Source organism: Planktotalea frisia (genome assembly GCF_001890925.1).
Classification (GTDB): domain Bacteria; phylum Pseudomonadota; class Alphaproteobacteria; order Rhodobacterales; family Rhodobacteraceae; genus Planktotalea; species Planktotalea frisia.
In genome coordinates this window covers 1-21593 of sequence record NZ_MLCB01000183.1, presented here as the reverse complement: position 1 = coordinate 21593, position 21593 = coordinate 1, and the positions used below count along the sequence as shown (strand labels likewise).

The window sequence follows — 21593 nt, the reverse complement described above, 5'->3', positions numbered from 1 at the left end:
GTCAGTCCCTCGCCGAAACCTCGCGCACTGGCCCGCATCGAAAAACCTTCATCACAGCTGCCGTTCGTCTTCACCATTGATCGCTGCGGTTCGGCCCGTCAGACCGGACTTTCGCTGCGCGTGCTAAATCGGGGGATGGTCGAACTCACATAGTGCGGACTTTGTTGACGGCCTTCAGTGACCAAGGGCCATAACTGCTCAGTGCTTCCGCTACCTAAAAATACAAACCCAATGAATGAACACTAACGAGGGGGCTGTTAGTCTCTTGTTGCTGTTTTTGGTGCTGCAACCAGAATAGTTGCGTCAATCAGACAGCTGAGCATGACGATTGCTGCTGCCTTTGCAGACGTTAATCCGCCCACTTCCACGGTATCCTTGGTGGGCTTGTCGGCCCTTTTGGTTGAAAGTGGCCGGAAGCGGCCATGTAGTCGATTATCGCCGTCTCACAGAACGCTTTACGCTGGTGGACGGAGGGTAGCCATATGATCCCCGTCTCGATACATCATACATCAGCCGATCTTTGTCGCTTGCAGGGCAATGAACCAACTCTTGCAGGCAACAAATGTCAGGTGCAGTGGTTGAGATATATGGCAACACCGCGCTGTGCAGTTTGCCACCCCAAACAATCAAACACATAATCTGCGAAAGATGGTTCTTTCAAATTCTGCCTAACACGGCGGTCTTACGAACCGCATTTCAGAGGCTTGACGTTCTGCGAATAGCTCGATCCGATCAGGTGCGACCAGATCGAGCATGTCCTTAATTACGCAACGCCTTCTAGCTTGCGTGACGCCTGAACAGACGGGCGCATCTTCATGCGCTCGTAATGGGCTTGCACGTTTGGCGGCAGGGTCCAGCCCGCGACGTCTGCAGCCCAATACTGTGTGTAGTACAGCGCTGTATCAGCAATGGTGAAATCGCCCATCAGGTAGTCTTTGCCAGCCAATTGCGCGTCTACAACGTCCAACGCAGCAAGCATCGCCGTCATACCGCGTTCGCGCAGTTGTTCATGCTCGTCGGGGTTCTCAGAATAGGCATCAGGGCGACGCCAAAGACGCCATGACAGCATGTGAACGGTTCCAACGACGAAATCCATCGCCTCGATGGTGCGCGCGATGCCTTCTGGATCGCTGGGCAGCAATTTCTTGTCTGGGTTGGTCATCGCCAGCCACATAGCAATCGCTGCGTATTCGGTCAGAACGCTGCCATCATCGCGCACAAGTGCCGCGACTTTGCCCTTTGGGTTCAGCGCTTTGTACTCGGGTGTTTTTTGCTCACCTTTAGAGAAATCCACGACCTTCAGATCATAGGGCGCGCCAATTTCTTCCATCAGCACGTGAATGCCAATCGAGCAGGTCTTTTTCGCGTAACATAGTGTCGTCATTTCTAGTCTCCCTAGGCCCATTGTTGTCGTCGCGGGCGGTGCGATGTTATCGCTTGATAACTTAAGTCACGCAGGAGTGACTATCAAACGGAAATGACAGCGCACCAAATTAAAGTATTCGAAAATACATATTTTGAATATAAATTATTATCATTTTGTCAGATGCAAGGCGCGCCCTATATTTAGATAAGGCCCAGATATTGGGCAACATGAGGAGACGTTACAATGCTGGATGCACCGATGTTTGACCCAAAAGATTTGCGCAACGCTTTTGGATGCCTGCCAACGGGCGTCACAGTTGTCAGCATGATCGACGAAGCGGGCAAGCCAACGGGCGTAACGGTTGGGTCGTTCACATCCCTCAGCATGTCGCCAGCGCTATGTCTGTTCTCGCTGGGCAAAGCGCAAGCCAGCGCGCGTCTGTTCAAAGAGGGCGTGCCGTTTGTTGTGAACGTACTTTCAACTGAATTGGCCGACCTCGCGTGGCAATTCGCCAAACCGCTTGAGGACAAATGCGAAGGCGTTGCATTGGCTGAAACGCTGGTGCAAGCACCGCGTCTCAAAGACGCCATCGCACATTTTGCGTGTCACGCCCATGCGATCCATGACGGGGGGGATCATATCATCGTTGTTGGCGAAATCCTGGACTACGACCACACTGAAGGTGACGCACTGATCTTTTATCGCGGTCAAATGCAAGCACCCGCACCTCTATGAACCGGTATCCCACGCTGGACGAAAACGCGCTGTCGCAGGATCAACAGGTGATCCACGACGCGATCACCAATGGGCCACGCGGCGTTGTAGCAGGTCCTTTGCGGGTTTGGCTGCAAAGCCCGGGATTGGCGACACAGGCCCAAGCGCTTGGGCAATATGCGCGCTATGACAGCGTGTTGCAGCCCGTCTTGTCAGAGCTGGCGATCATGGTGACGGCGCGCTACTGGTCGTCGGGTTTCGAGTGGTCCCACCATGCGCCGATCGCGCAAAAGGTGGGTGTACCTGTCGAAGCGCTTGAGGCGATTTCACAAGCAAAGCATTTCGCGTTTAGTGACGCGAAGATGCAGGCAGTCTTTGATTTTGCGGTCGAATTGCATTTGTCGAAGAACGTTAGCGATTCGACTTATGACGTCGCATTGAAGGCGCTCGGGCTACAAGCTTGTGTCGATCTGGTTGGGATCTGTGGATATTACACGATGATCTCAATGACGATAAACGTGTTTGATGTGCCGGATGGCGATGGCCCTGCGTTGCCCAAGTTAGACATTGCTTTGGCCGATTATTTCGCACGCTAGGCGACGGTTGCCGCCGTCAATCGCATAATTTCAGTTAGGCGCACATGCGACGATCCATCCGCGTTTTGCGCATCTTCTTCTAACATCCATGACCCAAGTTCGCGCGCTTGCAAATGTGCGCGCAAGGACGCAGGGACGCGTGTTTGCGAATACGTTTCCAAAGAGGTCGCCGCGTGTTTGGCCAGACACAATGCATCCTCTGCCGCCTTGGTCACGCCCATGCCGACGTGGGGGCGAGCAACGCAGGCTGCATCACCAGACAACGCAACACGACCGTCGTGCATGACGGGTGAATGATGATCATAAATCGGTGTGAAGAAGGGGCGCTCAGAGCGGCTTAGGATCTCGACGAACCCTGCTGGCAATGTTGCTTTTGCACGCTCTTGCATGTCTTGCAGAACCGCATCGCGCACCAAAGGTGGGGGTATCGAGATCGGGTGATGTTGTCCCGTTTCATCCGTCAACATATCGCGCAGCAATTCGGCAGGCGCAGGCGCGTACCAAACAAAATTATAGCGCCTGTTGCCTTCGCGCAGATCGTTGTTCTGTCCCGCAATCGGGTAGCCGATGATCTGACTTTGGGAGGGTGTAAAGAACGCGAAGTTAGGGAAAATCGCGCTGTGCACATCGCTCGGCAAATCACGCTCATGCGCGAGGGCGCGCCAGACGACGTAGCCTACGTATTGCGGTTTGATGTCAGGCAGCATTTGGCCACGGATCGCAGATCGAAACCCATCTGCGCCGACAAGCAGATCAGCGGTGCGCGTGGTGCCATTTGAAAACAGCGCAGACACATTATCGGCGGTTTGCGTATAGCCCGTGATGTGCTTGCCAAGGTGATAGGCTCCGTCTGGAACCAAGCGCCGTAGCATTTGATGGATGCGGTCCCATGAGGTCACGATTTGTGGGTAGGGCAGGGTGGCGACGCGGCTGCCGTCCTTGTGAAACGCCACGCGGTCCTGCACCTGCACGCCAAGGTCCGTCAGATCCGCACCGACCGCGCGCAAGGCGTTGTTCAGCGTATCATGGGTTACAATGCCAGCGCCACGACCGGATAGTTCAACCTCGGTACGTTCGTAAATATCGACGTGCCATCCTGCTTTGAGCAAGGCCGTTGCTGCAAACAGGCCCCCGATAGAGCCGCCACTAATGATTGCGTGTTTTGTCATGTTGAGACTCCATCTTATTTATCAACTTATAAATAGTATGGAATCCGTAGGATCAAGAAAAGATCATCTGTTGTGACGAGTCATTTCGTCTGTGTACCAATCGCCGATCTCGCTGGCGGTCATCCACGCGACGTCCTCATGACTGCCCACGTAGTCAAGCAGTTCCTCTAAGTAGCGGATGCGATGGGGCACGCCTGTCACATAGGGATGGATCGAAATCGCCATTACGCGCGCATTGTCAGCGCTTTCTGCATAAAGACGATCGAAGTGATCGCGCCCTCTGCGCAAGAATTCGTCCGAGCTGTGTTGCTGCAACGCATAGACCGCGATGTCGTTCATTTCGACCGTGTAGGGCAGGGTGGTGATGACACCGTGAGGCGTGTTCACCTCTTGGGGCAGATCGTCCAGAACCCAGTCGGCCACGTATTTCACACCCGCCTCGCGCAGCAGATCAAGGGTTTCGTCGGTCTCTGTCAGGCCCGGACTTTCCCAAGATGTGGGACGGGTGCCAGTAAACGCCTCGATGGTGTCCATCGCGGTGTGGATTTCGGTGCGTTGATCGTCGAGTTTGTGCATGGGGCCTTGTAGATGTCCGTGGCCCATAAACTCCCAACCTGCCTCAAGCGCGGCGCTTGCGACGCGCGGGTAGCTGTTACAGACGTTGCCGTTGATTGCCAAAGTCGTGGGAATGTCGCGCGATGTCAGCGCGCTGAATTGACGCCAAAAGCCAGAGCGCATTCCGTATTCATGCCATGACCAGTTCGGCACATCCGGCAACAGTGGAACACCCATAGGCGGGGGTAAAACCGTGCGCGGCATCGGACCTTCAATTCCCCATTCCTCGACGTTGACGATCACCCAGACCGCAAGGCGTTTACCATCGGGCAGATTCAGCTTGGGCCGATCAACAATGGCTTGGTAGGGCAGGCGATCTGTGAGGCGCATTAGAACTCCAAGAAATCTTGTATGGCTGTGTTGAACGCATCGGTTTGATTGAGGTTCGCAATATGCGCGCAATCTGGGATGTCGATATAGTGCGAATTGGGGGTCTTGGCGGACATGTCTTTCATCTCAGCCGAGGGCGCGCCAAAATCGTCAGCCCCCGAAATGAACAGGGTCGGGACGGTCATATCGCCCAAGCGGCGTTTGTAGTCCAAAGTCTGCAAAGCACGCGCGCAGCCTGTGTAGCCCGCGACTGTTGTTTGTTTGAAATCGCTTGCTAGCTTTTCCACCAGTTCAGGATTGGCAGCGAAGAAGTTAGGCGTCAGCCAGCGTTCGACTGTGCCATTCCAAATTGCGGACATGCCACCCTCTGCGATGGCAGCGATCCTATCATCCCAGCTGCTGACAAAAGGCGCAGGATTATCGGCCCGCGCACAAGCACAGACGATTTTGTTAAAGCGATCTGCGTGATCAAGGCCAAGCCCGAGACCTGTCATGCCCCCCAAAGACAGACCGATGTAGTCGGCTTTTTCAACGTTGAAATGATCTAGAACAGCAACTGCGTCTGCGGTCAAATCGTCGAACGTGTAATCGCACATCGGGGTGCTGGATTGACCGTGCCCGCGCGTGTCATAGCCGATCACGTGATACTGCGCTTCCAAAGCGGCGCGCTGGGGGGCCCACATATCCAGACCTGCGCCAAGAGAATTGGACAGCAGGATCGGGGGGCCATCTTTGCGACCTGTGGACAGCGCGGAGAGGGTGACGTTCCCGCGCTGAATTTCAGTGCGCGCGTTCATCAAGATTCGCCAAGGGCGGCGTTGACGATCGGCATGGTTTTCTCAGCCAGCAAGATCATTGAGTTGCGACCAAGTTCCACATCGGTCCAGTCTTTGCCCGCATAGAGCAGTTTGCCAAAATCACCGACCTCTTCGCGCAATGCGAGTAGATCGTCGGCAACCTTATCAGGGGTTCCCCAGATTATGCAGTCCTCTAGAACGCCGTCCAGCGTAACCTCGTCATCCGCCATGCTTTGATCGGCTTTGAACAGGTTCGTGCGACCGTGCTTTTTCATCTTGGTCAGCAATTGCGAATAATAATAGCGGTAGGGGCTTTGTGCGCCGAATGCGTACTCTTTCGCGGTTGCCAGATCGTCAGCCACAAAAACCGACTTGGCCACGCGCCAATTGGCTGGATCCGCAACACGGCCAGCGCGTTCGCAACCCTCAACATACTTGGGCCAATGGGTTTTTGCCCATTTCTTGAGAAGGAAGTTCGCAGAGATCGGATCCCAACCGCGTGCGGCGGCCTCTGTCACACCTTTGGAAAACGGCGCAACGGCGGTCACAACGATGGGCGGATGTGGGCGTTGTAGGGGTTTGGTCATCATGCCTTGACCGATGGACAACTCCATCTGGGTCTCTGTCGAGATGTTCCAGAACTCGCCTTTGATATTGTAGGGCGCTTCGGATTCCCAAATTTTAAGGATGTGATTGATGCTTTCGAGAAACATCGCGGGGCGATCTGCGTTCAGGCTGCCAAAGGCCTCGGCATCTGTCGCAAGTCCACCGGGTGAAATCCCAAAGATGAAACGACCATCCAGCATGTGATCCAACATCGCCACCTGACCTGCAACTGCGGCGGGATGGGTGTTGGGTAAGTTCACCGTGCCTGTGCCCAGTTTGATCTGTTTGGTCGCAGCGGCAATCCACGCGATGAAGCTGATGCAATGGGTGATGTTTTCGGCGGCGTCGGTTGTGTGTTCGCCAACGTACGCCTCAACAAAGCCCAGCTCGTCAGCGAGCAGAAATGCCGCACGATCTTCGTGCAAAGAGGTGCGCCAATCTTTCCCAACAGGGTGAATCGGCATCGTAAAAAATCCAAGTTCCATCATAGTCTCCATCAAGCTAATTTATATTTAGCCCACGCACCGCATTTGGGAAAATTATGAAAATAGCATTTGAGTATCACGAAATCAGATAAGGGCGTTTGGCAGCAATGTCGCCGTGATTGGCAACGCAAGCACCAGAAACGCAGCCGCTAGGATCAACAAGAAATAAGGGAAAGAGCCCATGAAAATCTTTTTCAACGACGCTGTCGGATCGTCCACTGAACCTTTGACAGTGTAGACCAATAGCCCGAAAGGCGGCGACAAAAGGCCCGCTTCGATCACCAGAATGCCAAAGATCGCGAAGGCAATTGGATCATACCCCATCGCCATCGCAAGTGGGGCAAAGATCGGCACGGTGAGCAGAATGATCGAAATACTGTCGATCAACATGCCAAGGATGAGCCAGATAAACGCCATCAACAAAATGACCATGAAGGGCGCAAGGTTGAGGTCGACAAAGATGCCTTGGATATAGTTCACGCCGCCACCCAGAGCGAGCAGGCGAGAATACATTTGTGCTGCGATCAACAAGAACATGATCGGTGCGGTCGTGCGTCCTGCCTGATACAGGCTTTCCACGATTTCCTTGCCGCGCATACCCTTGATGATGCCGATGACCAGCGCACATATGACGCCAAATGCAGCCGCTTCGGTCGGTGTGAACCAACCCAGCCAAATCCCACCAATCACAACCATGATAAGCGCTAGAATGCCCAGTCCACCAATGAGTTCTGATCGCTTTTCTTCCGAGGTCGGATCGGTCAGCGGCTTGTCGTACGGGGGGGCAATTTCAGGTTTCATGATCGCCGCAATGATCACATAGGCAGAGAACATAAGCGCCAAAATCATGCCCGGAATAATGCCCGCGACGAACAATGCGCCAACGGACATCTCTGTCAGGATCGCCCAGACAATCAGCAATACGGACGGTGGAATTAACATGCCTAAACAGGCAGATCCTGCAACTGCACCAAGGGCAAAGGATTGCTTGTACCCAAGCTTCATCATTTCTGGGTAGGCAATCCGACTGAACGCAGCGGCAGAGGCGATTGAAACGCCCGTGACAGCGGCGAAGACTGTGTTTCCTGCGATTGTCGCGATAGCCAAACGGCCGGGCAAGCGGCGCAGAGTACGGTCACAGATGCGATACAAATCCCCTGCAGCCCCGCTTCGCCAGACAAAATCCCCCATCAAGACAAAGAGCGGGATCACCGCGAAGACATCCTTTCGAATGGCTTCGTAGGCCGTGTTGGACATGATGGCCAATGCGGCCTCTGTGTTGCCGCGGAACATGATGTAGACACCCACGCCAGAGCAAATTGCCAGCGCGACACCGATGTGGACCCCGAGAAGGATCAGCACAATCAGCACCCCGAGCATCATTATTACAATATCACCACCCATGTCGTACGCTCCTAATCTTTAAGTCGTACGAGTGCGCCCGGCGCCTCGTTTTCGTTGACCAATTGGCCTGTCCAATCAAGCCAAATCATGTAGCCGTATGCGAACGCCCCAAAAGCTGACATCGCAGCGATTGCACCGCGCACGGGCCAAGTTGGAACACGCAGGGATCCTTCGCCCTCGTATTCGCCGATCCGGTAGGCGTCCCAGAAGGAGGGAATCGTGCCCCAAATCAGTGCAAAAAACAGTGCTAACCCTAGAAGGGATGCGAAGGTTCGCAGGAGACGACGAAACGCGGGCGGGACGGCGTCCGACAGGATTGTCGTGCGCAGCATCGAGCCGGAATAGATCGCCAAAGGAATTTGCAAGAACGTGATCGTCACGATGGAGTTTTGCAGAATTTCCTTGGTTCCAGGGATAGGGCGCGACAAGAAAATCCGTCCCATCACGTCGCCAAAGATCAAAAACGCGAGTGCGAGTGTCCAGAATGCTGAAAAAATGTGCAGCAAACGGGCGCCGCTTATATGTAGCTTCATTTTGCCCTCCCCGACGCAACAAATGCCAATCTCTCGAACGCTAACCGATGCGGCAAAAGGTTCAAGCGCTTATTTAGCAAGCGATAAATTAATTCACGTTTGACGTGCGGAGTTTCTTGACCGAAGCCCCGCGATGTGCAGACATTGGGTTAGTTAGCAACTGATAAATAAGCCGAAGAGATCGGTGAACAGTGCTGAGTATTGCGGGAATGCCCGCACGTTCTGGGAGGAATAGAAATGAAAAAAACACTAACCCTCGGCTTGGGAGCCCTTGCGATTTCTGCGATTGCAGCCCCGGTTTCTGCCGAAACCTTTACGTTGCGGATTGGCTCGGGTCATCCGAATGGCCCTGCGATCTATGTGACTGATACGGCTAAGTATTTTGTACCCGAAGTGGTGCGTCGTGTTGCTGAAGAAACAGAGCACGAAATTGAATTTGTCGAAGGATATGGCGGTGCGATCGCTGGTGTCTCCGAGACCTTAGAAGCCATTCAAAACGGTATCCTCGACATTGGATCGTATTGCATTTGCTTTGAGCCTGCGAAATTATTCCTGCACAACTTCCCATATTATGCGCCCTTCGGATCGCAAGATTCGGCGCAAGCTATGACAGCCGTGCGTTCGGTCTATAACGACGTGCCGTGGCTTTCAGAGCAGTTCACCAAAGAATACGGCCAAGAACTCTTGGGCCTTCATGGTTGGGACAACTACCACTTGGGAACAACAGACCCATGGGAGAAAGTTGGTGACCTCAAAGGCGTTAAAATTGGTGGTGCTGGTCCAAACTTGCCTTGGCTAGAGTTTGCGGGCGCTATTCCAGTTCAGTCCACGTTGCCCGACGGGTATTTGTCCTTGCAAACGGGGGTTTACAATGGCTGGTTGATGTTCCCATCTGCCTACCTAGGCTTTAAATTTCACGAGCCAGCGCCGAACTACACGCTCGTAGGTTTTGGTGCGATGCCAGTGAACGCGTTGACCGCAAACAGCCGCACAATGGCGAGCCTTCCTGAGGATGTTCAAAAAATCATCCGTGAAGTGGGTCAAGCATATGAAGATCAGTCTGGTGCGTCTTTGAACGCAGCGCAAAAGCGTGGACTTGACGGTCTGGCAGCAGCGGGCGCGAACGTTCAAACACTGGCGGCTGAAGTTCGTGCAGAATGGGCTGAATCCCTGACTGGTTTCCCACAGTTGCAAGCGACTGAAGCAGATGGCCGTGGCATGCCGGGCAGCGAAGTGATGAAGGCGTACTTAGCGGCTGTAGTTGCGGCGGGCTATGAGTGGCCAGTGAGCTACTCCGTAGAGTAACTCGTCTCACTTACAACAATTGGGCGCGTCATATCAATGACGCGCCCTTTTTGTTTGTAGACTGTTTGGTTTGACTACTCTGCCGCTTTATCAAGCACCGTTAGAATACGCTCTGGCGTCATCGGCATTTGCCAGATGCTTGCACCCATGGGCGACAGTGCATCATTAACCGCATTCAAAATGGCAGCAGGCGCGCCACCAGTTCCAGCCTCGCCCGCGCCCTTTGCGCCCAGCACGGATGTTTTCGTTGGTGTTTCAATATGCGCGATTGTGATGTCAGGCATTTCGCTGGCCATAGGAACCATATAGTCAGCCATCGTTGCGTTCATAAATTGGCCGTCGGGGGAATAGTGACATTCCTCATAAAGCGCGCCGCCGATACCTTGAACAACACCGCCCCTGATTTGTTCATCCACCAACAAGGGATTAATCACGCGACCACAGTCCTCAACTGCCCAAAAATGCAGCACTTTCACAAAGCCCGTGGCAGTGTCGACTTCCACATGAGCCGCCATCGCCCCGTTGGTGAAGACGAAGGGAAAGTCGGTGACACGGTAGTGGCGCGTCGCGATCAATTCAGGGTTAAGATCGTTGGGCAGTTCGTTGCCACGATAGTAGACCGTGCGCGCAAGATCGGCCAAGGGCAGGCGTTCATTGCCCTCTAGGTCGGTCACAGCACCGTCGCGGATGTCCAGTTTTTCGACGCCCGTTTGCAACATTACACCTGCAACTTCGAGCACTTGGTCTTTCAGCGCTTGCGCCGCGAGCAGCATCGCTTCGCCCCCAATGCCTGCACCGCGTGAGGCCCAGGTTCCGCCGCCATATGGCGTTGTGGCAGTGTCGCCTGTGGTGACTTTTACGCGGTTCAAATCAACGCCGAACACTCCCGCTGCGACTTGTGCCAAAATGGCGTTTGTGCCTTGGCCCTGTTCGGTGATCGAAGAAGACACGTGCAGCGCGCCCCCCGCATCAAGGCGCAGAGTCGCCCCATCTTGCGACGCAATCGGGGCACCGCCAATGCCATAGAACATGGGGCTGGGGTTGGTGACTTCGACCATCGAAACAAAACCGATACCGCGATAGATGCCGTCTTTGCGCGCCTCTGTTTGATCCGCGCGCAGGCCTTGATAGTCCATGATTTCGGTCAGCTTGCGCAAAGCACGTTTGTGACTGAGGTCATCCAACTTCATCCCAGTCGCAGAGGTGCGGGGATAGCTATCATCGGCCATCAAATTCAGTTCGCGCAGCGCAACGGGGTCCATCCCAATTTTGCGCGCGGCGTCCTCTAACAACCCATCCGCAATCGCCATCGCGATGGGGTGGCCCACTGCGCGATACTGGCACATCAGCGTTTTGTTCTGGAACACAACACGACCCTTGGCGCGATAATTCTCCATCACATAGGGTGCGCCTGTGAGGTTTAGAACCTGATTACACTCAATCGCGGACGTGCGTGGGTACATGGAAAACGGGCCGATCCCCGTCAGATCATCAAAGTCGATGCCGACAATCGTGCCAGCCCCTGTGATGCCCATCTTTGCCTTCACAATATGATCGCGCGCATGAATATCTGTGACAAAGCTCTCAAAGCGGTCCGCGATAAATTTCACAGGGCGACGCAGCAACTTTGCAGCGGCCGCTGTCGCGATTTCGTCGCCATATGTGTGGATCTTGATCCCGAACGAGCCTCCCACATCATTAGAAATAACGCGCACGTTTTCCTCTGGCAGGCCAAGGTGTTTAGAGAAGATCACTTGCATCATATGCGGCGCTTGGCCTGAGTAGTAGACGGTCAACTGATCCTCGGAGGGATCGTAATCACACAGCGTTCCGCGCGATTCTAGTGTGACACCTGTGTGGCGCCCAAAGCGAAATTCGCGCTCGACCACATGCACACCCGGCGCTGCAAAAGCGGCATCAATATCGCCAGCAATCACATCACGTTCCCATGCAAGATTGCTGCCGAACTCGGGATGAATAACGGGGGTATCTGCATCGAGGGCTGTCTCTGAATCCACCGCTGCGGGCAATTCATCGTAATCCACATCTACCAGCTCGCAGGCATCTTCGGCCAGCGCGCGCGAGGTGGCGACAACCATCACAATAGGTTCGCCCTGCCAACGCGCCACGTCCATTGCAAGCGGGTGTTGAGGCGCAGATCGCAGGCCCGCCATATGGGTCAAAGTGCCAACATAAGGCGTGACATGTTCCGCCAGATCAGCACCTGTATAAATTGCAATCACACCTGTCGATGTGCGCGCGTCTTCGGTGTCGATGGACAGAATTTTGGCATGCGCATGGGGCGAACGCACAAAGGCGGCGTGCACCATGCGGGGCAGTTTTTCATCATCGACGAAACGCCCGCGCCCTTGCAGCAAACGCGCTGCATCTGCGCGGGGTTCAGGTTTGCCGATGTAGCGATTTGGCTTGTCGAAAATATGGGCTGGACCGGTCATGTGCGCGTCTCCTCGATCACGTCGCAGATCGCATCGACGATGGATTGATACCCTGTGCAACGACAGTAGTTGCCCGAAATATGTTGGCGAATTGCGTCCCGATCAGCCGCACCGCCCGCGTTCACATAGCCAAGGGCACTGGCCAGCATTCCAGGGGTGCAAAAACCACATTGCAGCGCATTGCGTTTGGTGAACGCGGCCTGCAAAGCGGTGCTTTGACCGCTGTCTGCAAGTCCCTCGATTGTCGTGATTTCCTTGCCATTGGCCTGCGCGGCCAACATCAAACATCCGCGTACTGTATCGCCGTCAACTGTTAGCGTGCATGCACCACACACACCGTGTTCGCACCCGACGTGAGAGCCTGTTAGACACAGCTCTTCGCGCAGAAAATCAACAAGGTTCAAGCGCGCGGGAACGGTGGCACTGACATTCTCGCCATTGACGCGCAGTTTAATATCGATGGAACGGCTCATGCTGTCATTCCTTTCAAAGTGCGTGTCAGGGCGACCCCTGCAAGACGCTGACGGGTTGTGTGGTTGGCTTTTAGATCATCCGTGAAATCGATTTGATCGAGATAGGTTAATACCACTTTCATGTCGTCTTGGCGTTTCAGCGCAGCCTCTAGTTCAGGCACCCGTGTCGCACGATCCGCGACACCGAAAAAGGCAGCGCGATAACTGTCATCCGTTTGGGCAATCGCGACACCAGCAAGGGCATAGTCGCCGTGGCGTTGGGTCAGTTCGTGAAACCCAAAGCGCTGCGCAGGCGTGGCAACAGGGACATGAATGGCAGTGATTAATTCACCGTCCAGCGCCGTTTCAAACATGCCAAGAAAGAAATCATCTGCTTTGATCATGCGAGTTGCATCTGGTCCCGTGACTTCGATGCTTGCATCCAAGGCCAGCATCAACGCGGGCATTTCGGCGGCAGGATCTGCCAGTGCAAGGGATCCGCCAATCGTACCGCGATTGCGAACCGCATCATGCGCGATGTGGGGCAGGGCCATGCCGATCAAAGGGATATGCGCCTGCACCGTAGCGTCCGACATAAGTTCGGCGTAGCGCGTCATTGCACCGATACGAACAGTGCCTGCATCCACTGTAATTCCGCGTAACTCTGTCAGGTCAGCGAGGTCGATCAACGCTTCGGGTGCGGCCACACGAAAGTTCATCATCGGCATCAGGCTTTGCCCGCCCGCGAGCGGCATCGCTTCGCCGTCGTGCTCTGCCAGCATCGCAAGAGCCGCATCCAAACTCGATGGGCGCAGATAGTCGAAATCCGGTGCCTTCATGATGTTTCCCCGCTGGGCTGGACTGGGCTGGATTCGGTATCCGGCCCTTTACGTCATTCCTGTGCTAAGTTATCGACTTATAAATAAGGATCAAGCAAGGAAGTTAAATTATGTCACAGAAACTTATCCCCGACACCAAAGCCCCAGCACTTTCATTGGGACTGGTTGGCGGTGGAACATGGACACTGGCAGATCAAACGCCGAAGAACTTCTCAATGGTGATCTTCTATCGCGGTCTGCATTGTCCCGTGTGTAAAATGTATCTGACCAAGCTGAATGGCTTGATCGATATGGCGGCCGAGGCTGGTGTGAATGTCGTTGCTGTGTCCATGGACCCAGAGGATCGCGCGACACAGACCAAAACAGACTGGGAGCTGGGCAACATTGATCTGGCCTACGGCGCAACTGCGGATGACGTCAGAAATTGGGGCCTGTATCTGTCGACAGCTTTCAAAGACGCAGAAATCCCGCAATTTGCTGAGCCGGGCCTGTTCTGGGTACGCCCTGATGGTCGCCTGTATCTGATTGATATCTCGAACATGCCATGGTCGCGTCCAGACGTGGAATTCTTGCTGTCCAAGGTCCAGTTCGCAATTGACAACGGCTATCCCGCACGTGGCACCACTGCTTAAAATCTAGGTGAGGGCAGCGAATGTTGCCCTTACGCTTAACCTTGGCCTTCGCGTTTCAGCTTGATCTTTAGCCCTGCCATGAACGCCGCAATGGCATCTTCGATAACGCGCTTTTTGTCGGTGGAAATCGCGCTGTCGTAGATCAGATCGCGGATACCGTAATAGAAGATGCCGCCGTGCATGATCCACGCAAATTCAACTTCGCAATCTTTTGCAGGCACATCGGGCAGGCCCAACTCAACGCGCGCTTCGATCAAGATTGGCTCTAATATACGTTGGCGCACAAGCTGCATGTAGCGCCTGTTGATATCGACACCCTTTAGGCCTGAGAAAAGATAAATCCGCATCCATTCACGGTTGAAAATCACGTCCGTGTAGACGTTATAAAACGTGTTCAAACGGTCCGCCAAAGGGCGTGTGCGATCGCGCAAAAGCGGTTCCCATTCGGGCTGCCAACGATTGACATAGACCGCGTCATAGACCTCTGAAATCAGGTCGTCTTTAGATGGGAAATAGCGATACAACAGCGGCTGTGTCACGCCCAGCTTCTTGGCCAAACCGCGTGTCGAGCTTTCAAAACCCTCTTCGGCAAAAAACTCAATCGCTTGGTTTATGAAATCCTGACGCCGCGCTGTGGACGAAAGCCGCTTGCGTTTGGGCGTCTCGTCCGGGGCTATTTCAGGTTGTTTCATATTCGCCTTCTATGCGTCGTGCCAGTCGCCGTCAATTTGTAGTCTGTGACCCACTTCAAGCCCTTGCATAAGGGTCGTTTCGATAAAGCAGCCTTTCTTTGCGGCGGCCATCAAACGCATTTGATCGTCTTTGTTCGCAGGGCTGTCAAAATCAATATCTAGGTCAAAGCCAACGGGCGATGTCGTGTAGGGATCACGCCCGATCTGTTCGCCCTGCCAATGCAGCCGCGCGTTCACAGTGACCTGCCCAATCGGGATTTTCATACGTTTTGAAAACGCCCTGATCTGGGTCATGATACAACCCGTCAGCGCCGCTGTAAAAAGCGCAAGAGGGGGCGGCGCGGTTGCGTCACCGCCGTGAAAAGGGCCCTCATCCGTGGCCAATTCGTAGGTTTCATCCATGGTTTCAAAGTGCACTTTAACATCATTGCGCATCTTTCCAGACATGGTTCCTGTGCCTTGAAAGATAATGTCGAATGTTTTCATTTCTGGATCGGCCATGACGTTTGAAACCTTTTGAATAAGTTATCACTCGATAAAAACATGAGTACGAACTTCAAGCAAGTCCATTGACTCGCGCGCCAAATTAATTTGTCATTCGATAAATAAGAAATGCACATCGGGGACGGACCTATGACCAAGCTGACACGCCAAGATATTTACGACACTGCAAAAGAGCTTTCGAACTGGGGGCGCTGGGGTGACGACGATCAAATTGGCACGCTGAATAACGTGAGCCCCGAGGATGTGATTGCAGCGGGTCAGTTGATCAAGAAGGGCAAGGTCTTTGCGCTGGGTTTGGATCTAAAGGAAAAGATCCAAAGTGGGCTGTTTGGCGGGCGTTGGAACTTGATCCACCAGATGCTTGCGACGGGCACGGATGCGGTCATGGGCGAACAGGACGGCGATGGAAAAGCCTATCTGCGCTACGCCGATGATGCGATAAACCTACCCTGTCAGGGCAGCACGCAATGGGATGCGCTGTGCCATATTTTCCTTGATGACAAGATGTACAACGGCTTTCCCGCGACAGATGTAACGGTGAATGGGGCGAAGAACCTTGGGATTGAAAACGTGCGCGACAAGATGGTCGGTCGCGGCGTTCTGCTGGATGTTGCACGCTGGAAAGGCGTGGACAGCTTGGACGATGGTTATCCGATCACAAACGCTGATCTGGATGGATGTGCGGCCGCGCAGGGTGTTGAAATTCGCAAAGGCGACTTTGTGATCGTGCGCACAGGGCATCAGGAACGCTGCCTCGCGGCAGAGGACTGGACAGGATACGCAGGGGGCGACGCACCCGGTCTGTCGTTTGAAACTGCGCATTGGATCAAGAAGCACGACATCGCGGCGATCTGCGCAGACACATGGGGCTGCGAAGTGCGCCCGAACGAATCTGTTGAGGCAAACCAGCCGTGGCACTGGGTCGTGATCCCCGCCATCGGCATTTCCATGGGCGAGATTTTCTATTTGAAAGACCTTGGCGAAGACTGCGCAGAGGACGGTGTCTACGAGTTCTTTTTCACAGCACCACCGCTACATATCCCAGGTGCAGCGGGTTCTCCTATCAATCCGCAGGCGATCAAGTGATCCTTTGGGGACGCGCCAGTTCGGTCAATGTTCAAAAAGTGCTTTGGGGTCTGGAAGAGCAGGGCCTAGTTTACGAGCATAAGATCGTTGGCGGCAAATTTGGCGGCACTGATGATCCTGAGTTTACAGCACTAACCCCCGTGCGGCGCGTCCCTGTTTTGCAAGACGGCGACGTCACGCTGTTCGAAAGCAACGCAATCCTGCGCTATTTGGCAAACGGGCAAACCACACCCGTGGCCGATATGTGGATGGAGTTCGGATCGACCACGCTGCAACCCCCGTTCATCGGACTGTTCTGGCAGCAGGTGCGCATGACCAAAGCCGAGCAAGACCAGGCTGTCTTGGAAGGACAGATAAAGGCGCTTTACGCAGGTCTGGAAATCGTGAACACCGCGTTGTCCGATGGGCGCGCTTACCTTGCGGGGAATGATTTTTCGATGGCGGATGTGGCAATCGGCAGCCTGTTTCACAGGTTTATGGATCTGCACCCAACCATCTTGGATGCATTGCCGCATGTGGATGAATGGCACGCATCCATCGCTGCGCGCGCAGGCTATCGCAAATGGATTGCGACCTCTGACGAAGAACTGCGCGTCACAGGCTAGCTAGATGCGGGTTTGATAGCTCGCTGGCGTCCAGCGATAGTGAACGTCGGTGCGTTCCACATATCCCACCGCAGGGAAGGGCATGTGGAAACCAGTGACCAGCAGACCATCCGTTGCAACCATGTCTAACACGCGGTTTCGGGTCGCAATTGCGAGGTCTTTGTCATCATCGAACCCCACAAGGCTGTCTGGATATTGCAGCGAAAACACGAAATGATTGGTGACATCGCCCCAGACCAGTAGTGATTTCCCAGCGCTCTCTAGGCGATACATCATGTGACCCGGCGAATGGCCGAACGCGGCCTCTGCCGTTAAGCCAGACACAACACTATCGCCGTCCTCTAGAAACGTCATGCGATCTGCAAGTGGCGGGATCAATTTGAGGAATATGTCGCGCGTGCCAGCACGCTGTTCTGGAATGCCCTCACCACTGGACCATGCATCAAATTCTTTGCGCCCAATCACATAGCGCGCGTTTGGGTAGGTCGGATTGTCCCCGTCCATAACCCCAAGGATATGGTCGGGATGGCAATGGGTAAAGGCGACGATATCAATGTCCTCGGGCGCGTACCCAGCATGCGCCAAACGTCGCTTCAAATGTCCCGCAGGTTCATCTGCGCCAAGCGGGGCAAAACCTGTATCAAACAGAATTGTCTGACCCCCGATACGAATGATGGTGGGTGTATAGCCGCTCTCGAACCCGTTCGAGGGCAGGTTATTACGCGCAGCGATCTGTGCGATTTCTTCCTCAGACTTATCCAGCACAAAAGGCGGATTAATCGCGTCGCGAATATGTGTGCCGTCTTGGATCGTGCTCACCACAGCCTCGCCCAAAGTAAACCGATGGATGGTTGATCGATATGTGTCGTTTGCAGCGCTCATGGCATTGGGACCTCTGTTGTGAATTTGGGGATGGAATAGCCTGCTTGCACAGCGGGACGTGCGGCGATCCGCAGATACCAGTCGCGCACATTCGGGAAATCGTTCAGATCAATCTCTTGCCACTCGAACCGCGATACCCAAGGCCAGCAGGCCATATCGGCGATTGAATACATGCCTGCGCCTTCACCTGCGATATATTCACGCCCCTCTAAACGCCTGTTCAGAACGCCATACAAACGGCGGGCCTCTTTCGAATAGCGCTGTTCGGAATACTCGGACTTGCCCTTGTTGTATTTCACAAAGTGATGGGTCTGTCCCAACATCGGACCCAAGCCCCCCATCTGCCACATCAGCCATTCCGTCATGCGCCAGTATTCATCGCCCTCACATAGGAATTGCTTATGCTTGTCGGCCAGATACAACATGATCGCGCCCGTCTCCATCAACTGTATGCCGGTTTCATGGTCCACGATTGCGGGAATGCGGTTGTTCGGGGCGATCTTTAGAAAGTCGGGCGCGAACTGTTCGTCCTTTGAAATGTCGATGGCATGCACCGTGTAGGGGATGCCCAACTCTTCCAGCAGGATCGAAACTTTGCGCCCGTTTGGCGTGGTCCATGTGTAGAGGTCAATCATTGCGCGTCCTTTACATGAGGTTCGTTCTATCAGCGGTCGAACACAGCATCGGTTTCTATTGCGTTTATGGCAAGTGCAGGTTTTGATGAGGCACGCAGAGCTAGATGAGGAGATGAGACATGAGTGAACACGGACCCCATCATATCGAGACCAATCCTGATCCCGCCGCCTTCGCGGATTGGCCTGACGGGCTTTATGAGGAAATGCTGAAAAGCCATGACAATGGCTGCGTTGGTAGCGTGCTTGTCTCTGAAACGGATCGTGTACGCGTTTGGCATTTGCATTTGCCTGCAGGCGCACGTTGTGCGTTTCATCGTCATGTGAACCCATATTTTTGGTCGGTTTTGAGTGCTGGTAAAGCGCGCAATTATTTCTCTTCGGGCGAAGTCACTGATGCGGAATACACTGTGGGCGAGACCAAGCATTTCCACTACGGCGCAGGCGACTATATGATGCATTCGCTTGAAAACACAGGTGACACGGATCTCGCGTTCACGACGGTCGAATTCATGGACGGAACCAACCCGGCGTTGGACATCCCCGACGAGGTCCGACTTGCGACTCAAGCCGGTTAAGACAGCGCATTACAATTGAACCGCTTGCCCCGTTTCAGCCGAGAGAATGATTGCATCGAGCACTTCGATGTTATGCAACAGCTCAAAGTCGGAATAGGGGTAGGGCGCGTCACCACGGATCGCCGCGCCGAACGCTTCAAGATTGGCCGTCACGCTGTCAGTCCAATTAAACACCTGCGTTTCAGTTTCGTCAATCGAGCGGTATCGCTCCATCGTTGCCGTGCCTCCAGGCGTATCTGGATGGGTCGAATTACGGATTTCCACCCACATATCACTGCCAAACACATGTGTTCTGATGAAGTGAGGCGTGTGCAATATGGCCTGCAAGGTCGCCGTCATCCCCGCCTTGAACTGCAATTGCACCGTGACCACATCACCGGTTTCCCAGCCCAAACTACGATCTGCCGTAAACGCATGCAGCGACGCGACAGGCCCGTAAAAGGCGATCAGCAGATCGGTCAAGTGGATGCCCATCTGCGTCATGCCAGCAGCGGGTGCAAAGGCTTTTGTCGTGCGCCAGCTGTCAGAGGTCAGCGCCTTGAGCTTGTCATGGCTAAACGCCATTTCCGTATGCATGATCGTGCCAAGCGCGCCTTGATCCAACAAATCCCGCAGCGCTAGAATTGCAGGTTCAAAGCGGCGCTCATGGCCAATACCCAATACAAGACCCGCACTGCGACAGGCCTCGATACTTGCGCGCGCTCCCTTCGCGGTAAGGGACAAAGGTTTTTCACAAAACACATGCTTACCAGCGGCCACCGCCAGCAAAATCTGACTATCGTGAAGGTCGTTGGGCGAGGTGAGAATGACCGCTTGAACCGAGGTATCGTTCAACGCGACCTCAAAACTTGGTGCCACGTTCAGATCAAGCGCTTCGATCTCTGAGTGCAGCCCTGCCGCAGGTTCCACAACGCAGCGAATGTCAAAGTCAGAGTGATCCGACAGGCGGCGTGCAATGTGCTGGCCCCACCAGCCAAATCCGATAAGCGCAGTTCCAATCATCTTGCTTCCGCTCCTTTGTTGCCTTTACCTTAGCTTATGGTTTTGGCACCAGCATATCGAACTCTTTCGACCACTCGTTCAGCACTTTCGAAAGATGCTCCGTCAAACATGTCGCCAAAAGCTGCGCTGCGCGTGGCGGGGCCGCCTCTGCCTTTTCGACCAGAATATAGTCGAGTCCGATAGGCGGATCTTTTATCGGGTTCAAATGTCTGACACTGCCATCCTTGTCAGGATAACAAATCGCGGCGGGCAAAATCGCGACCCAGTCTGTGGCAGCCACCATTTCCAAAGTCGCCAACATCCCGTCCATTTCCAACGTTTCTGCGACGTGGATCCCATGTGTGTTGATCAACATATCAATACTTTTGCGTCGCACATTCAGACGTGACGGAACGATCAAGCGCGCCCCTGACAGCGCAGATAGCGAGATTTCCTGCAGGTGCATGTGTTGCTTATCCATCCTCGCGCTCGATACCAGCATTTCACGATCATGCCCGATAAAACGCCCCGTCAAACCCGCAGGCAGGTCCGTTGAGGGCACCATAGCAAAGTCCAACTCACCGTCCAAAACACGCCGCATCAACGAATGGCTGTACTCTTCCAACAATGACAATTCGACGGACGGGAACTCGGCTTTGAACTGTTCAAACGCAGGGATTAGAATTGAGCGTGTCAAGGCTGGGATCATCCCGATGCGGACCAATCCCCCAACACTGCTGTGCATTTCGCGCACAGTTTGTTCCGTCTTCATCAGGGCCTTTAGAATGCTTTGCCCCTCACGGTAGATCACCTCACCCTCTGGCGTCAGAATGAATTTCTTACGCTCACGGACTAAAAGTTGCGCTCCCAGAACCTGCTCCAGACCTTTGACTTGGGTCGACATGCCCGACTGCGTCGTGTTCTCGCGCTTTGCGGCACGGCTGAATGATTGCTCTTCATAGACCGCCACAAAAGCCTGTAGTGCGCGGATCTTGATACGAGGGAAGGCCATGATCACCTATTTGAATAACTAAATACTGAGGTCACTTTGGCATCAGAAAATCAGATTTGTCCAGAGGAGCTTGTTCTGCCTAGCGCGCACACCGTCACAGGATGTAAACGCCGTTCAAAAAAGTCACCGTTTGCGCAAAGTAGGAATGTCACCAAGCGCTCTTTGCTGTCGTTCGCCGCGGTTGAAAGTGTTGCGTGCTGCCGAATGTCTGCTTTCTCATACAGAGAAATCAAGTTTCGCATACGCAGCGAAATTCCGCTTCCCGCCGATTGTGTTGAAAAACTCTTGCTTGATCGAATGGTCAATCGCTGATTCAATTCCT

Annotated in this window: 24 protein-coding genes; 7 read left to right on the top strand and 17 right to left on the bottom strand. The window is 54.1% G+C overall.

What is annotated here, in order from left to right; translation table 11 throughout:
* Positions 1-763: 763 nt before the first annotated feature.
* Positions 764-1384, bottom strand: a complete 621-nt coding sequence (locus PFRI_RS16820) for a glutathione S-transferase family protein (protein WP_072631866.1) — start codon at positions 1382-1384, stop codon at positions 764-766.
* 225 nt (positions 1385-1609) lie between these two features.
* Here PFRI_RS16820 and PFRI_RS16815 point away from each other — a divergent pair, with 225 nt between their 5' ends.
* Together PFRI_RS16815 and PFRI_RS16810 are read left to right on the top strand one after the other, a co-directional pair.
* On the top strand, positions 1610-2101 hold the full coding sequence (locus PFRI_RS16815) for a flavin reductase family protein (protein WP_072631865.1): 492 nt from the start codon (positions 1610-1612) through the stop codon (positions 2099-2101).
* On the top strand, positions 2098-2676 hold the full coding sequence (locus tag PFRI_RS16810) for a carboxymuconolactone decarboxylase family protein (protein WP_072631864.1): 579 nt from the start codon (positions 2098-2100) through the stop codon (positions 2674-2676). The genes PFRI_RS16815 and PFRI_RS16810 overlap by 4 nt, the downstream gene beginning before the upstream one ends.
* Here the strand turns inward: PFRI_RS16810 and PFRI_RS16805 are convergent.
* From PFRI_RS16805 to PFRI_RS16780, 6 genes are all read right to left on the bottom strand, one after another.
* On the bottom strand, positions 2673-3845 hold the full coding sequence (locus PFRI_RS16805) for an FAD binding domain-containing protein (RefSeq protein WP_072631863.1): 1173 nt from the start codon (positions 3843-3845) through the stop codon (positions 2673-2675). The genes PFRI_RS16810 and PFRI_RS16805 overlap by 4 nt on opposite strands.
* 63 nt (positions 3846-3908) lie before the next feature.
* A complete protein-coding gene (locus PFRI_RS16800) occupies positions 3909-4790 on the bottom strand; it encodes a polysaccharide deacetylase family protein (protein WP_072631862.1) in 882 nt (293 codons plus the stop codon).
* Positions 4790-5587, bottom strand: a complete 798-nt coding sequence (locus tag PFRI_RS16795) for an alpha/beta fold hydrolase (RefSeq protein ID WP_072631861.1) — start codon at positions 5585-5587, stop codon at positions 4790-4792. The genes PFRI_RS16800 and PFRI_RS16795 overlap by 1 nt, the downstream gene beginning before the upstream one ends.
* A complete protein-coding gene (locus PFRI_RS16790) occupies positions 5587-6678 on the bottom strand; it encodes an LLM class flavin-dependent oxidoreductase (protein ID WP_072631860.1) in 1092 nt (363 codons plus the stop codon). Before PFRI_RS16790 ends, PFRI_RS16795 begins: the two co-directional genes overlap by 1 nt.
* A gap of 84 nt (positions 6679-6762) precedes the next feature.
* Positions 6763-8082: a TRAP transporter large permease gene (locus PFRI_RS16785; protein WP_072631859.1), complete on the bottom strand. Its 1320-nt coding sequence runs from the start codon at positions 8080-8082 to the stop codon at positions 6763-6765.
* An 11-nt stretch (positions 8083-8093) separates the two neighbouring features.
* Positions 8094-8615: a TRAP transporter small permease gene (locus PFRI_RS16780; protein ID WP_072631858.1), complete on the bottom strand. Its 522-nt coding sequence runs from the start codon at positions 8613-8615 to the stop codon at positions 8094-8096.
* A gap of 237 nt (positions 8616-8852) precedes the next feature.
* On the opposite strand from PFRI_RS16780, the gene PFRI_RS21410 reads away from it, so the two are divergent.
* Positions 8853-9920, top strand: a complete 1068-nt coding sequence (locus PFRI_RS21410; protein ID WP_072631857.1) for a C4-dicarboxylate TRAP transporter substrate-binding protein — start codon at positions 8853-8855, stop codon at positions 9918-9920.
* 74 nt (positions 9921-9994) lie between these two features.
* Here PFRI_RS21410 and PFRI_RS16770 read toward each other — a convergent pair whose 3' ends face one another.
* From PFRI_RS16770 to PFRI_RS16760, 3 genes are read right to left on the bottom strand one after another with little or no spacing between them, the layout of a single operon-like run.
* Entirely contained in the window at positions 9995-12376 is a 2382-nt protein-coding gene (locus PFRI_RS16770) for a xanthine dehydrogenase family protein molybdopterin-binding subunit (RefSeq protein ID WP_072631856.1), read from the bottom strand.
* A complete protein-coding gene (locus PFRI_RS16765; RefSeq protein ID WP_072631855.1) occupies positions 12373-12849 on the bottom strand; it encodes a (2Fe-2S)-binding protein in 477 nt (158 codons plus the stop codon). Before PFRI_RS16765 ends, PFRI_RS16770 begins: the two co-directional genes overlap by 4 nt.
* On the bottom strand, positions 12846-13667 hold the full coding sequence (locus PFRI_RS16760; protein ID WP_072631854.1) for an FAD binding domain-containing protein: 822 nt from the start codon (positions 13665-13667) through the stop codon (positions 12846-12848). The genes PFRI_RS16765 and PFRI_RS16760 overlap by 4 nt, the downstream gene beginning before the upstream one ends.
* Positions 13668-13777: 110 nt before the next feature.
* On the opposite strand from PFRI_RS16760, the gene PFRI_RS16755 reads away from it, so the two are divergent.
* On the top strand, positions 13778-14299 hold the full coding sequence (locus tag PFRI_RS16755) for a redoxin domain-containing protein (protein WP_072631853.1): 522 nt from the start codon (positions 13778-13780) through the stop codon (positions 14297-14299).
* Between the two features lie 35 nt (positions 14300-14334).
* Here the strand turns inward: PFRI_RS16755 and PFRI_RS16750 are convergent, their stop codons facing one another.
* Both PFRI_RS16750 and PFRI_RS16745 read right to left on the bottom strand, forming a co-directional pair.
* Positions 14335-14991: a TetR/AcrR family transcriptional regulator gene (locus PFRI_RS16750; protein ID WP_072631852.1), complete on the bottom strand. Its 657-nt coding sequence runs from the start codon at positions 14989-14991 to the stop codon at positions 14335-14337.
* 9 nt (positions 14992-15000) lie between these two features.
* Entirely contained in the window at positions 15001-15492 is a 492-nt protein-coding gene (locus tag PFRI_RS16745; RefSeq protein ID WP_072631851.1) for an OsmC family protein, read from the bottom strand.
* A gap of 132 nt (positions 15493-15624) precedes the next feature.
* Between PFRI_RS16745 and PFRI_RS16740 the strand changes: the two genes are divergently transcribed.
* Both PFRI_RS16740 and PFRI_RS16735 read left to right on the top strand, forming a co-directional pair.
* The gene (locus tag PFRI_RS16740) at positions 15625-16581 is read left to right on the top strand and encodes a cyclase family protein (RefSeq protein ID WP_072631850.1); all 957 of its coding nucleotides are present in this window, start codon (positions 15625-15627) and stop codon (positions 16579-16581) included.
* Entirely contained in the window at positions 16578-17186 is a 609-nt protein-coding gene (locus PFRI_RS16735; RefSeq protein WP_072631849.1) for a glutathione S-transferase family protein, read from the top strand. Before PFRI_RS16740 ends, PFRI_RS16735 begins: the two co-directional genes overlap by 4 nt.
* On the opposite strand, the gene PFRI_RS16730 is transcribed toward PFRI_RS16735, so the two are convergent.
* Positions 17187-18068 carry an MBL fold metallo-hydrolase gene (locus tag PFRI_RS16730; RefSeq protein WP_084649738.1) on the bottom strand — a complete coding sequence of 294 codons (882 nt, stop codon included), beginning with the start codon at positions 18066-18068 and terminating at the stop codon, positions 17187-17189.
* Positions 18065-18703, bottom strand: a complete 639-nt coding sequence (locus PFRI_RS16725) for a glutathione S-transferase family protein (RefSeq protein WP_072631847.1) — start codon at positions 18701-18703, stop codon at positions 18065-18067. Before PFRI_RS16725 ends, PFRI_RS16730 begins: the two co-directional genes overlap by 4 nt.
* 119 nt (positions 18704-18822) lie before the next feature.
* On the opposite strand from PFRI_RS16725, the gene PFRI_RS16720 reads away from it, so the two are divergent.
* Positions 18823-19278, top strand: coding sequence for a cupin domain-containing protein (locus PFRI_RS16720; RefSeq protein ID WP_072631846.1), 456 nt, complete (start codon positions 18823-18825; stop codon positions 19276-19278).
* Between the two features lie 9 nt (positions 19279-19287).
* Here the strand turns inward: PFRI_RS16720 and PFRI_RS16715 are convergent, their stop codons facing one another.
* From PFRI_RS16715 to PFRI_RS21540, 3 genes are all read right to left on the bottom strand, one after another.
* Complete coding sequence (locus PFRI_RS16715) at positions 19288-20280, bottom strand: Gfo/Idh/MocA family protein (RefSeq protein ID WP_072631845.1); 993 nt, start codon at positions 20278-20280, stop codon at positions 19288-19290.
* Between the two features lie 34 nt (positions 20281-20314).
* Positions 20315-21271 carry a LysR family transcriptional regulator gene (locus PFRI_RS16710; RefSeq protein ID WP_072631844.1) on the bottom strand — a complete coding sequence of 319 codons (957 nt, stop codon included), beginning with the start codon at positions 21269-21271 and terminating at the stop codon, positions 20315-20317.
* Positions 21272-21321: 50 nt separating this feature from the next.
* A partial coding sequence (locus PFRI_RS21540; protein ID WP_217653416.1) for a hypothetical protein occupies positions 21322-21593 on the bottom strand: 272 nt, incomplete at its 5' end.

What these genes read in the sequence shown, in the direction of transcription:
- PFRI_RS16800 (WP_072631862.1), bottom strand. Translation starts at nt 4,790, where the DNA reads ATGCGCCTCACAGATCGCCTGCCCTACCAAGCCATTGTTGATCGGCCC.
- PFRI_RS16785 (WP_072631859.1), bottom strand. Translation starts at nt 8,082, where the DNA reads ATGGGTGGTGATATTGTAATAATGATGCTCGGGGTGCTGATTGTGCTG.
- PFRI_RS16810 (WP_072631864.1), top strand. Translation starts at nt 2,098, where the DNA reads ATGAACCGGTATCCCACGCTGGACGAAAACGCGCTGTCGCAGGATCAA.
- PFRI_RS16780 (WP_072631858.1), bottom strand. Translation starts at nt 8,615, where the DNA reads ATGAAGCTACATATAAGCGGCGCCCGTTTGCTGCACATTTTTTCAGCA.
- PFRI_RS16745 (WP_072631851.1), bottom strand. Translation starts at nt 15,492, where the DNA reads ATGGCCGATCCAGAAATGAAAACATTCGACATTATCTTTCAAGGCACA.
- PFRI_RS16760 (WP_072631854.1), bottom strand. Translation starts at nt 13,667, where the DNA reads ATGAAGGCACCGGATTTCGACTATCTGCGCCCATCGAGTTTGGATGCG.
- PFRI_RS16725 (WP_072631847.1), bottom strand. Translation starts at nt 18,703, where the DNA reads ATGATTGACCTCTACACATGGACCACGCCAAACGGGCGCAAAGTTTCG.
- PFRI_RS21410 (WP_072631857.1), top strand. Translation starts at nt 8,853, where the DNA reads ATGAAAAAAACACTAACCCTCGGCTTGGGAGCCCTTGCGATTTCTGCG.
- PFRI_RS16710 (WP_072631844.1), bottom strand. Translation starts at nt 21,271, where the DNA reads ATGGCCTTCCCTCGTATCAAGATCCGCGCACTACAGGCTTTTGTGGCG.
- PFRI_RS16770 (WP_072631856.1), bottom strand. Translation starts at nt 12,376, where the DNA reads ATGACCGGTCCAGCCCATATTTTCGACAAGCCAAATCGCTACATCGGC.
- PFRI_RS16815 (WP_072631865.1), top strand. Translation starts at nt 1,610, where the DNA reads ATGCTGGATGCACCGATGTTTGACCCAAAAGATTTGCGCAACGCTTTT.
- PFRI_RS16765 (WP_072631855.1), bottom strand. Translation starts at nt 12,849, where the DNA reads ATGAGCCGTTCCATCGATATTAAACTGCGCGTCAATGGCGAGAATGTC.
- PFRI_RS16715 (WP_072631845.1), bottom strand. Translation starts at nt 20,280, where the DNA reads ATGATTGGAACTGCGCTTATCGGATTTGGCTGGTGGGGCCAGCACATT.
- PFRI_RS16740 (WP_072631850.1), top strand. Translation starts at nt 15,625, where the DNA reads ATGACCAAGCTGACACGCCAAGATATTTACGACACTGCAAAAGAGCTT.
- PFRI_RS16820 (WP_072631866.1), bottom strand. Translation starts at nt 1,384, where the DNA reads ATGACGACACTATGTTACGCGAAAAAGACCTGCTCGATTGGCATTCAC.
- PFRI_RS16795 (WP_072631861.1), bottom strand. Translation starts at nt 5,587, where the DNA reads ATGAACGCGCGCACTGAAATTCAGCGCGGGAACGTCACCCTCTCCGCG.
- PFRI_RS16790 (WP_072631860.1), bottom strand. Translation starts at nt 6,678, where the DNA reads ATGGAACTTGGATTTTTTACGATGCCGATTCACCCTGTTGGGAAAGAT.
- PFRI_RS16730 (WP_084649738.1), bottom strand. Translation starts at nt 18,068, where the DNA reads ATGAGCGCTGCAAACGACACATATCGATCAACCATCCATCGGTTTACT.
- PFRI_RS16720 (WP_072631846.1), top strand. Translation starts at nt 18,823, where the DNA reads ATGAGTGAACACGGACCCCATCATATCGAGACCAATCCTGATCCCGCC.
- PFRI_RS16805 (WP_072631863.1), bottom strand. Translation starts at nt 3,845, where the DNA reads ATGACAAAACACGCAATCATTAGTGGCGGCTCTATCGGGGGCCTGTTT.
- PFRI_RS16755 (WP_072631853.1), top strand. Translation starts at nt 13,778, where the DNA reads ATGTCACAGAAACTTATCCCCGACACCAAAGCCCCAGCACTTTCATTG.
- PFRI_RS16750 (WP_072631852.1), bottom strand. Translation starts at nt 14,991, where the DNA reads ATGAAACAACCTGAAATAGCCCCGGACGAGACGCCCAAACGCAAGCGG.